General features: G+C 72.4%; 9 protein-coding genes and 1 pseudogene. 7 read left to right on the top strand and 3 right to left on the bottom strand.

Annotated elements, in window-relative coordinates; genetic code table 11:
- The 4 genes and pseudogenes from IF61_RS0130755 to IF61_RS0130740 all read left to right on the top strand — a co-directional run.
- Positions 1-172 (top strand): annotated as a pseudogene (locus tag IF61_RS0130755) (flavodoxin-dependent (E)-4-hydroxy-3-methylbut-2-enyl-diphosphate synthase); the annotation flags it as partial.
- 238 nt (positions 173-410) lie between these two features.
- A complete protein-coding gene (locus tag IF61_RS0130750) occupies positions 411-1,256 on the top strand; it encodes a GNAT family N-acetyltransferase (protein WP_030369840.1) in 846 nt (281 codons plus the stop codon).
- 45 nt (positions 1,257-1,301) lie between these two features.
- On the top strand, positions 1,302-1,835 hold the full coding sequence (locus IF61_RS0130745; protein WP_030369839.1) for a GNAT family N-acetyltransferase: 534 nt from the start codon (positions 1,302-1,304) through the stop codon (positions 1,833-1,835).
- A 207-nt stretch (positions 1,836-2,042) separates the two neighbouring features.
- Positions 2,043-3,740 (top strand): proline--tRNA ligase, encoded by a 1,698-nt coding sequence (locus IF61_RS0130740; RefSeq protein ID WP_030369838.1) that lies wholly within the window; start codon positions 2,043-2,045, stop codon positions 3,738-3,740.
- A 372-nt stretch (positions 3,741-4,112) separates the two neighbouring features.
- Here IF61_RS0130740 and IF61_RS0130735 read toward each other — a convergent pair whose 3' ends face one another.
- The 3 genes from IF61_RS0130735 to IF61_RS0130725 are packed head-to-tail and all read right to left on the bottom strand — an operon-like array spanning position 4,113 to position 6,168.
- Complete coding sequence (locus IF61_RS0130735; protein ID WP_030369837.1) at positions 4,113-5,042, bottom strand: aminoglycoside phosphotransferase family protein; 930 nt, start codon at positions 5,040-5,042, stop codon at positions 4,113-4,115.
- 29 nt (positions 5,043-5,071) lie between these two features.
- Positions 5,072-5,569 carry a ferritin-like domain-containing protein gene (locus tag IF61_RS0130730; RefSeq protein WP_030369836.1) on the bottom strand — a complete coding sequence of 166 codons (498 nt, stop codon included), beginning with the start codon at positions 5,567-5,569 and terminating at the stop codon, positions 5,072-5,074.
- A complete protein-coding gene (locus tag IF61_RS0130725; protein ID WP_030369835.1) occupies positions 5,566-6,168 on the bottom strand; it encodes a hypothetical protein in 603 nt (200 codons plus the stop codon). The genes IF61_RS0130730 and IF61_RS0130725 overlap by 4 nt, the downstream gene beginning before the upstream one ends.
- A 169-nt stretch (positions 6,169-6,337) precedes the next feature.
- Here IF61_RS0130725 and rimP point away from each other — a divergent pair, with 169 nt between their 5' ends.
- From rimP to IF61_RS0130710, 3 genes are all read left to right on the top strand, one after another.
- Positions 6,338-6,883, top strand: a complete 546-nt coding sequence (gene rimP, locus IF61_RS0130720; protein WP_030369834.1) for a ribosome maturation factor RimP — start codon at positions 6,338-6,340, stop codon at positions 6,881-6,883.
- 2 nt (positions 6,884-6,885) lie between these two features.
- The gene (nusA, locus tag IF61_RS0130715) at positions 6,886-7,887 is read left to right on the top strand and encodes a transcription termination factor NusA (RefSeq protein WP_030369833.1); all 1,002 of its coding nucleotides are present in this window, start codon (positions 6,886-6,888) and stop codon (positions 7,885-7,887) included.
- 118 nt (positions 7,888-8,005) lie between these two features.
- Positions 8,006-8,287: a YlxR family protein gene (locus IF61_RS0130710; protein WP_078660643.1), complete on the top strand. Its 282-nt coding sequence runs from the start codon at positions 8,006-8,008 to the stop codon at positions 8,285-8,287.
- The last annotated feature ends 165 nt before the right edge of the window (positions 8,288-8,452 follow it).

The raw sequence follows: 8,452 nt of genomic DNA, 5'->3' as shown, positions 1-8,452 counted from the left end.
GGTGGCCTCGGGCAATGGCAAGGGGCAGATCTTCGTCAAGGGCGAGGTCATCAAGACCGTGCCGGAGTCGAAGATCGTGGAGACCCTCATCGAGGAAGCCCTGAAGATCGCCGAGCAGATGCAGAAGGACGGCGTCGAGTCCGGCGAGCCCAAGATCAGCATTGCCGGCTGACCACTGCCCCCGCGCCTCGTGCACCTGAGCACGAGGCCGCCCCGTGCACCTGTGCACGAGCCGCCTCATGCGCCCGCGCATGAGGCAGTGCCCCGCCTTCCGTCCAGTACGGGGCGGGGCACCGCTGTTTCCCGCCCCATGCGGGCCGCGAAGGGGGTGCGTCCCGAGGCCTGGAGGTACAGTTCCAAGACCTGTTTCCCATGGCCTCGGGCCCCGCGACGGTGAGGCAAGACCACACGTGCTGACGACGACCACCACCAAGGTCCTGGAGCCCGGCGACATCGAGGCCGCCCTCGCCGTCCTCGGCCGCGACCCCGTCGCCAACGCCTTCGTCGCCGCCCGCGTCCAGGTCGCGGGTCTCGACCCCTGGCGGCTCGGCGGCGAGATGTGGGGCTGGTACGCCGACGGGCGCCTCGAATCCCTCTGTTACGCCGGCGCCAACCTCGTCCCCATCTGCGCCGGACCCGAGGCCGTACGGGCCTTCGCCGACCGCGCACGCCGCGCGGGGCGCCGCTGCTCGTCCATCGTGGGCCCCGCGGAGGCCACCGCCGCGCTGTGGTCGCTCCTCGAGCCCCACTGGGGCCCCGCGCGGGAGGTGCGCACGCACCAGCCCCTCATGGTCACCCGCTCCATGCCCGCCGACATCGAGCCCGACCCGTTCGTCCGCCGCATCCGCAAGGACGAGATGGAAGTGATCATGCCGGCCTGCGTGGCCATGTTCACCGAAGAGGTCGGCGTCTCTCCGCTCGCCGGCGACGGAGGCCTCCTCTACCAGGCCCGGGTCGCCGAGCTCGTCGGCTCCGGCCGCTCCTTCGCCCGCATCGAGGACGGCCGCGTCGTCTTCAAGGCGGAGATCGGCGCCGCCACGCCCCAGGCCTGCCAGATCCAGGGCGTCTGGGTCGCCCCCGAGCACCGCGGCCGCGGCCTGTCCGTCACCGGCATGGCGGCCGTCCTGCGCTACGCCCTCGCCGAGGTGTCGCCGGTCGTCAGCCTTTACGTGAACGACTACAACACCGCCGCACGGGCCGCCTACCGGCGTGTGGGCTTCGAGGAGACCGGCGCGTTCATGAGCGTGCTGTTCTGAGCCGCCCGGCCCCGTGTGCGGGGTACGGGCGGGTAGCCTCCCCGCATGGATGACATCGTGGTCGGGCCGCTCGACCTCGCCGCGCGGGTCGACGACGCACTGGCCGTGCAGGCACTGGCCTTCGGGCTCACCGAGGAAGAGATCGCCGTACGGCGCCACATCGTGCTGCGCCACCTCGCCTCCCGCGGCTCCCGCGCCCTCGGGGCGACCACCGGCAGCGGGCGCCTCGTCGGCTTCGTCTACGGCATGCCGAATGACCGCGGCCACTGGTGGTCAGGGGTCGTCGAACCGTATCTGCGCGCCACCGGCACCGACGACTGGCTCGACGACTCCTTCGTCATCACCGAGCTGCACGTCCACCCCGACTTCCAGAAACGGGGCATCGGGAGGTCTCTCATCACCATGATCACCGACATTGCCGCGGAGCCCCGCTCGATCCTCTCGGCCATCGACACCGAATCGCCCGCCCGCGCCCTCTACCGCAAGCTCGGGTACCGCGACCTGGCACGCCCCGTGCACTTCCCCAGCGCGCCCAGCCCGTACGTGGTGATGGGGGCACCGCTGCCCTTGCTGGGGTGATGGCGCAGACGGAAGCGGGCGGGGCGCGCCGCTCCGATCGTGGGGCGCCCCACGGCCCGGCGGACCCGCCTCATGCCGCCCTGTTGGGATGCCCAACGATTGAGCATGAGGCGGCTGACGCCAGCGTCACCGGGAACTCGTTTCAGGGGTGCCCCCGGCTCCCGCTAGGCTCCTGACAATTCCCTACGCCCTGCCAGGAGACCGACCATGGCCCATGTCCAGCGCATGTCCACGACGCTGCTGAAGACGCTGCGCGACGACCCTGCCGACGCGGAGACCGCCAGCCACAAGCTGCTGGTCCGTGCCGGCTACGTCCGCCGCTCGTCCGCCGGTGTCTGGACCTGGCTGCCGCTCGGCAAGAAGGTGCTGGACAACGTCTCGCGCGTGGTGCGGGAGGAGATGGACGCCATCGGGGGCCAGGAGGTCCTGCTGCCCGCGCTGCTGCCCAAGGAGCCGTACGAGGCGAGCGGGCGCTGGGAAGAGTACGGCGACCTCCTCTTCCGCCTCAAGGACCGCAAGGGCGCCGACTACCTGCTGGGCCCCACGCACGAAGAGATCTTCACCCTCACCGTCAAGGACCAGTGCACGTCCTACAAGGACCTGCCCGTGATCCTCTACCAGATCCAGACCAAGTACCGGGACGAGGCGCGCCCCCGCTCCGGCGTGCTGCGCGGGCGCGAGTTCCAGATGAAGGACTCCTACTCGTTCGACACCACCGACGAGGGGCTCGCCGAGTCCTACCGCCTGCACCGCGAGGCGTACACCCGCATCTTCGAGCGCCTCGGCCTCGACTACCGCGTCGTCTCGGCCGTCTCGGGCGCCATGGGCGGCTCGGCGTCCGAGGAGTTCCTGGCGCCCGCCGCAGCGGGTGAGGACACCTTCGTGGACTGCCCCCGGTGCGACTACGCCGCCAACACCGAAGCCGTGACCGTCGCCGTGAGCCCCGCGGACCCCGCCGGCCACGGCCCCGTCGAGGAGCTCGACACCCCGGACACGCCCACCATCGAGACGCTCGCGGCCCACCTCGGCGTACCGCCCTCCGCGACCCTGAAGAACCTCCTCGTCAAGGTCGACGGCGAGATCACCGCCGTCGGCGTGCCCGGCGACCGCGAGGTCGACCTCGGCAAGCTGGGGGAGCACCTGGCGCCCGCCGTCGTCGAACTGGTCACGGCCGAGGACTTCGAGGGCCGGCCCGAACTCGTACGGGGCTACGTCGGCCCGCAGGGCCTCGGTCTGCGCTACATCGCCGACCCGCGCGTGGCACCCGGCACGGCCTGGATCACCGGCGCCAACAAGTCCGGCAAGCACGCCCGCAACGTGGTGTGCGGCCGGGACTTCGAGGTCGACCAGTACCTCGACGTCGTCGTGGTCGAGCCGGGCGACCCCTGCCCCTCCTGCGGGGCGGGCCTGGAGATCGGGCGGGCGATCGAGATCGGCCACATCTTCCAGCTGGGCCGCAAGTACGCCGACGCGTTCGGCCTCGACGTCCTCGGGCAGAACGGCAAGCCGGTCCGCGTCACCATGGGCTCGTACGGCATCGGCGTCTCGCGCGCCGTGGCGGCGCTCGCGGAGCAGACGCACGACGAGGCCGGCCTGTGCTGGCCCCGCGAGGTCGCGCCCGCCGACGTCCACGTCGTCGCCGCGGGCAAGGCCGTGCAGACCGAACTCGCCCTGGAGCTCGCCGACAAGCTGGGCTCCGCGGGAGTCCGGGTCCTCGTTGACGACCGCAACGGTGTCTCCCCGGGCGTGAAGTTCACCGACGCCGAGCTGATCGGCGTGCCGACCATCCTGGTGGTCGGCCGCGGCGCGCCCCAGGGCATCGTCGAGCTCAAGGACCGCCGCACCGGCACCCGTGAGGAACTGCCGGTCGCCGAGGCGATCGAGCGCCTCAGCGCCCTCCGCTGACGTTCCGTCGGAGACGGTCGGGGCCTCGTGCCCCGACCGCATGAGGCGGGCCGGCGGACCCGCATGAGGCCGTCATTGCGACGGCGCGCGCATGGCCACCCACCTGCATGAGGCGCCCCCGCATGAGGCGCCGTATGTGCCGCATGGAGCGCTGCGCATGAGGCGGCGTCCTGCATGAGGCAGCGTCCTGCATGAGGCGGTGCCCCGCATGAGGCGGCGCCCCGCATGAGGCGGCCCGCCGTACGGGGCTGCGGCGCATGAGGCGCAGGGTTGAAGCAACGAGGCATGGCCGAAGAGCCTCATCCGGCCCCGCCTCATGCCCGCCTCATGCCCGCCCCGTGCCCTCCCGCCCGGGCCCCTGCCTCTGCCCCCTCAGAGCATCCCCGCGAACTCCAGCAGGAGTTCGCCCCGTGCGCGGGCACCGCCGGAGAGTTCCCGTACGCCTGCTTCGGCGGCGCGGAAGAGGGTCCAGCCCCGCAGCCGGTTGTTGTCGACGTCCAGGGCGTCGGCCAGCTTGGCCACACGCCGGCGGGCGATTGCCGCGGCGCCGGGGGAGGCCATCAGGGTGTCGACGCGGTCCAGGGCGAGCCACGCGAGGTCGTAGGCGCGCTCGCCCACCAGCGGCCTGGGGCCGACGGCCAGCCACGGGGCCCGGTCGCCCGCCAGCACCTTGCCCTGCTGGTAGTTGCCGTGCAGCAAGGACGGTGCCTCGCCGGAGTCGGCAGTCAGCGCGTCCCGCAGTTCCAGGGCCTCGTCGACGACGGTCCGCGCGTCGGCGGCCCACGGCTCCTCGGACCGCTTTCGCAGCGCGCCCGCCAGCCGTGCCGTGTGGTCGGCCACCGTCGTGAAGGGATGGTCCTCCGTGGGCCGCACCCACAGCCGCTGCAGCGTTGCGGTCGCCTCCAGGACGGCCTTCGGCTCCGCAAGGGACCGCAGGCTCACACCGGGCCGCAGTCGCTCCAGGAGGAGCGCGCCCGCCTCCGGCTCGGCGCGCAGTACCCGGACCGCCCCCAGGCCGTTCCAGTGCGCGAGCGCCGCGTGCTCCAGTGCGGCGGCCCCGACCGGCGTCTCCAGCTTGAGCACGGCGCCCGTGCCGTCCGCCCGGTGGGCAAGGACGACGACGCTGCTCCGCCCGCCCGGCTGGTGCACCCGTTCGGGCGCCAGCTCCCAGCGCTCCGCGAAGTCGCGCACCCGTTCCGGCAGCGACGCGAGCCACTGGTGGGCGGCTTCGTCCGCCGGCTCGGAGCCCAGGGCCCGCACCAGCCGCTCCGGTGGTGCGAAGCGGTCGTCGGCGTTGCTCATCCCTGTGCTGTCCTTTTCGTCTTCGCTGGTCAGGTGCGGTCGGGTGAACCGCTCGGCTGGTCCGGAGCGTTCCGCTCCGTGAGCCCAGGGAAGGCTACGCCGCCGCCGCGCCAGCGCACGGCGCGCACTGCCGCCTCCCGCAGCGCACCGGCGGCCTCGCCCCGTAGGGCACCGCCTGCGGCACCCACGAGATCGGCGTACACGGCCGCGACGCGTGCCTCCAGTTCCGCCGCCAGCCGTACGGCGCCGTCCGCGTCGGTGACGGCGAACGGCAGCGCGTATCCGGCGGCCGCGGCTTCCGGCACGCCGCCCAGGTCCCGCACGGCGCGGCTCATCGCATCCCGCCGCGCGCGGTGCGCGTCGTACGCCTCACGCGCCTCCGCCGCCCGCTCCTGCGCGACACGCGCGCCGACGACCCCGTAGCCGTAGACGGCGGCATGCTCGGCCCCGAGCGCGGCCTGTGCGGCCTGCAGCGCCCTTCGTGCGGCGGGGTCCTTCGGCGCGCGAGGGCTCGCGGTCTCCGTCATGAGTCACTCCCCAGCAGGTACGCGTGGGCCGCTCCGGCGGCGGCCACGGAGGCGAGCAGCCGGGCGAGTTCGGGCGAGGCGGAGCCGAGACCCTTGGTGCGGCTGTCCGCCGTGCGCCGCTCGGCGTCGGCCAGCGCCGTCAGCGCGGCCTTCTCGTCGCCCGGCACGCCGTCCGCACGGGGCGATGAGGAGGAACCGGCCGGCGAGGAAGCACCGGCGGCGGGCGAAGGGCCGGGGGGAGACGCGGAGCGCGAAGAAGACGAAGGGGAGGAGGAGTCCGACGCCCCCCGCGCCGCCCCGAACGCCTCCGCATGGCGCGCCACCTCCCCGCGCAGCGGACGCAGCCGCTCCGCGAGCCCCCCGTGCACCGCGAGCGTGGCGTCGTAACGCGACAGCAGGTCCAGCGAGGCGCGCCCCGCAGCGGCCCGCAGGCGCTCGTCGCCCGAGCGGCCCGAGGCGTCGGAAGACGCCCCCGTGCCGCCGGAACAGCCGGTCAGCAGCCCCCCGCCGGCGGCGCTCAGCAGAGCCGCCGCGCCCCCCGCCAGTACCCTGCGTCGGTGCGGGCCGGCCGGGCCCCGCGTCGTCGTCGTGAACGCCACGTTCCTCTTTCCGCCGGTCGGGTCATGATCACCGCACGTGAGCGTACCGGCGCGCCACCCGATGGCCACGGACGAGGCACCGAATCGTCAGTCGGCTGCCGGAACAGATAGGCTTTGACCTGACACGCGACTTTCCCACAACAGCACACGCGGCCGAGGAGTCACCCGGATGAGCACCACCCAGAGCGAGCGGCTGCGCGAGCTGCTGGCCCCTCTCGTGAGCGCGCGGGAGCTGGATCTGGAAGAGATCGAGGTGACCACGGCGGGCAAGCGGCGTGTGCTGCGCATCGTGGTGGACTCCGATGCGGGGGTCGAGCTGGACGAGTGCGCGGAAGTCAGCCGCGCCGTCTCCGAGAAGCTCGACGAGACGGACGCCATGGGCGGCGCCCCGTACGTTCTGGAAGTCACCTCTCCCGGCGCCGACCGACCCCTGACCGAGCACCGTCACTACGTGCGTGCCACCGGCCGCCTGATCAAGGCGCAGCTCACCGAGGGCGGGGAGCTCGTGGCCCGCATCATCGCGGTGGACGACGAGGGGCTGGACATGGAGGTCCCCGGGGTGAAGGGCCGCAAGCCCACCTCGCGGCGACTGGCCTTCGGCGAGATCGCCAAGGCGCGCGTGGAGATCGAGTTCAACCGCAAGGCCGCGGAGAAGACCGCAGACGCGGCGGCACAGGCCGCCGACGAATCCGACGAGAGCCAAGAGGAGGCGTAGCCGTGGACATCGACATGAGTGCCCTGCGGGGTCTGGTGCGAGAGAAGGAGATCTCCTTCGACCTGCTGGTCGAGGCGATCGAGTCGGCCCTCCTCATCGCCTACCACCGCACCGAGGGAAGCCGCCGCCGCGCCCGCGTGGAGCTGGACCGCTCGACCGGTCACGTGACGGTGTGGGCCAAGGAGGACCCGCAGGACCTGGAGGAGGGCGAGGAGCCCCGCGAGTTCGACGACACGCCGTCCGGCTTCGGCCGGATCGCCGCGACCACCGCCAAGCAGGTCATCCTCCAGCGTCTGCGCGACGCCGAGGACGAGATCACTTTCGGTGAGTTCGCGGGCCGTGAGGGCGACGTCGTCGCGGGCATCGTCCAGCAGGGCAAGGACCCGAAGAACGTCCTGGTGGACATCGGCAAGCTGGAGGCCATCCTGCCGGTGCAGGAGCAGGTCCCCGGCGAGGAGTACAAGCACGGCACGCGCCTGCGCACGTACGTCGTACGGGTGGCGAAGGGCGTGCGCGGCCCGTCCGTCACGCTCTCGCGCACCCACCCGAATCTGGTCAAGAAGCTCTTCTCCCTCGAGGTACCGGAGATCGCCGACGGCTCCGTGGAGATCGCCGCCATCGCCCGTGAGGCCGGTCACCGCACCAAGATCGCGGTCCGCTCCACGCGCTCCGGCCTCAACGCCAAGGGCGCCTGCATCGGCCCCATGGGCGGCCGGGTCCGCAACGTCATGGCGGAGCTGCACGGCGAGAAGATCGACATCGTCGACTGGTCGGACGACCCCGCCGAGCTGGTGGCCCACGCCCTGTCCCCCGCACGGGTGAGCAAGGTCGAGATCGTGGATCTCGCCGCGCGCTCCGCCCGGGTGACCGTGCCCGACTACCAGCTCTCCCTGGCGATCGGCAAGGAGGGGCAGAACGCCCGCCTGGCCGCGCGCCTCACCGGGTGGCGCATCGACATCCGCCCGGACACCGAGCAGCCCGACCGGGAATCCGGCCGAGCCTGATCACGTTCACCATGCCGGGGTCCGCATTCCTGCGGGCCCCGGCATCGTGGCCGAAACGCATACGTGCCCGATCACTGCCCCCCAGGGGTGGGGACGGCGCGGGGAGGTAGACTGAAGAGTGTCTGGCCGGACGCATGCCCGCGCATGCCCTGAGCGAACCTGTGTGGGATGCCGGGAGCGAGCGGCCAAGGGCGATCTGCTGCGGATCGTGATGATCGAGGGCGCCTGCGTCCCCGACCTTCGCGGTACGCTGCCCGGCCGGGGTGCTTCTGTGCACCCCACACTGGTCTGTCTCGACCTGGCGGTCCGCCGCCGGGCGTTTCCCAGGGCCTTCAAAAGCCCGGGGCCGCTCGATACGGCGGAGCTCCGCCGGTGCATCGAACAGATCGAACCGCAGTAGTTCGGCCCCGCGTCCGCGGGGTATGGCCCCACTGTAAGAAGCACGGCACGGGTAACCGTGCGGTCAGGTACCTCGCGAGTTGGAAGTAGGTCGAGATTGCGATGAGCACTCGATGAGTACGCGATGAGTACGCCCATGAAGTAGCGACGGTCCGGTGGACACCCC

It is taken from the genome of Streptomyces roseoverticillatus, from assembly GCF_000719265.1.
Classification (GTDB): Bacteria; Actinomycetota; Actinomycetes; order Streptomycetales; family Streptomycetaceae; genus Streptomyces; species Streptomyces roseoverticillatus.
Note: the sequence above shows the minus strand (reverse complement) of the source record. Positions and strands in the feature narration are given on the sequence as shown.

Excerpts from the sequence above, each read along its gene's own strand:
- IF61_RS0130745 (WP_030369839.1), top strand. The coding sequence starts at position 1,302 with ATGGATGACATCGTGGTCGGGCCGCTCGACCTCGCCGCGCGGGTCGAC.
- IF61_RS0130740 (WP_030369838.1), top strand. The coding sequence starts at position 2,043 with ATGGCCCATGTCCAGCGCATGTCCACGACGCTGCTGAAGACGCTGCGC.
- IF61_RS0130735 (WP_030369837.1), bottom strand. The coding sequence starts at position 5,042 with ATGAGCAACGCCGACGACCGCTTCGCACCACCGGAGCGGCTGGTGCGG.
- IF61_RS0130730 (WP_030369836.1), bottom strand. The coding sequence starts at position 5,569 with ATGACGGAGACCGCGAGCCCTCGCGCGCCGAAGGACCCCGCCGCACGA.
- rimP (WP_030369834.1), top strand. The coding sequence starts at position 6,338 with ATGAGCACCACCCAGAGCGAGCGGCTGCGCGAGCTGCTGGCCCCTCTC.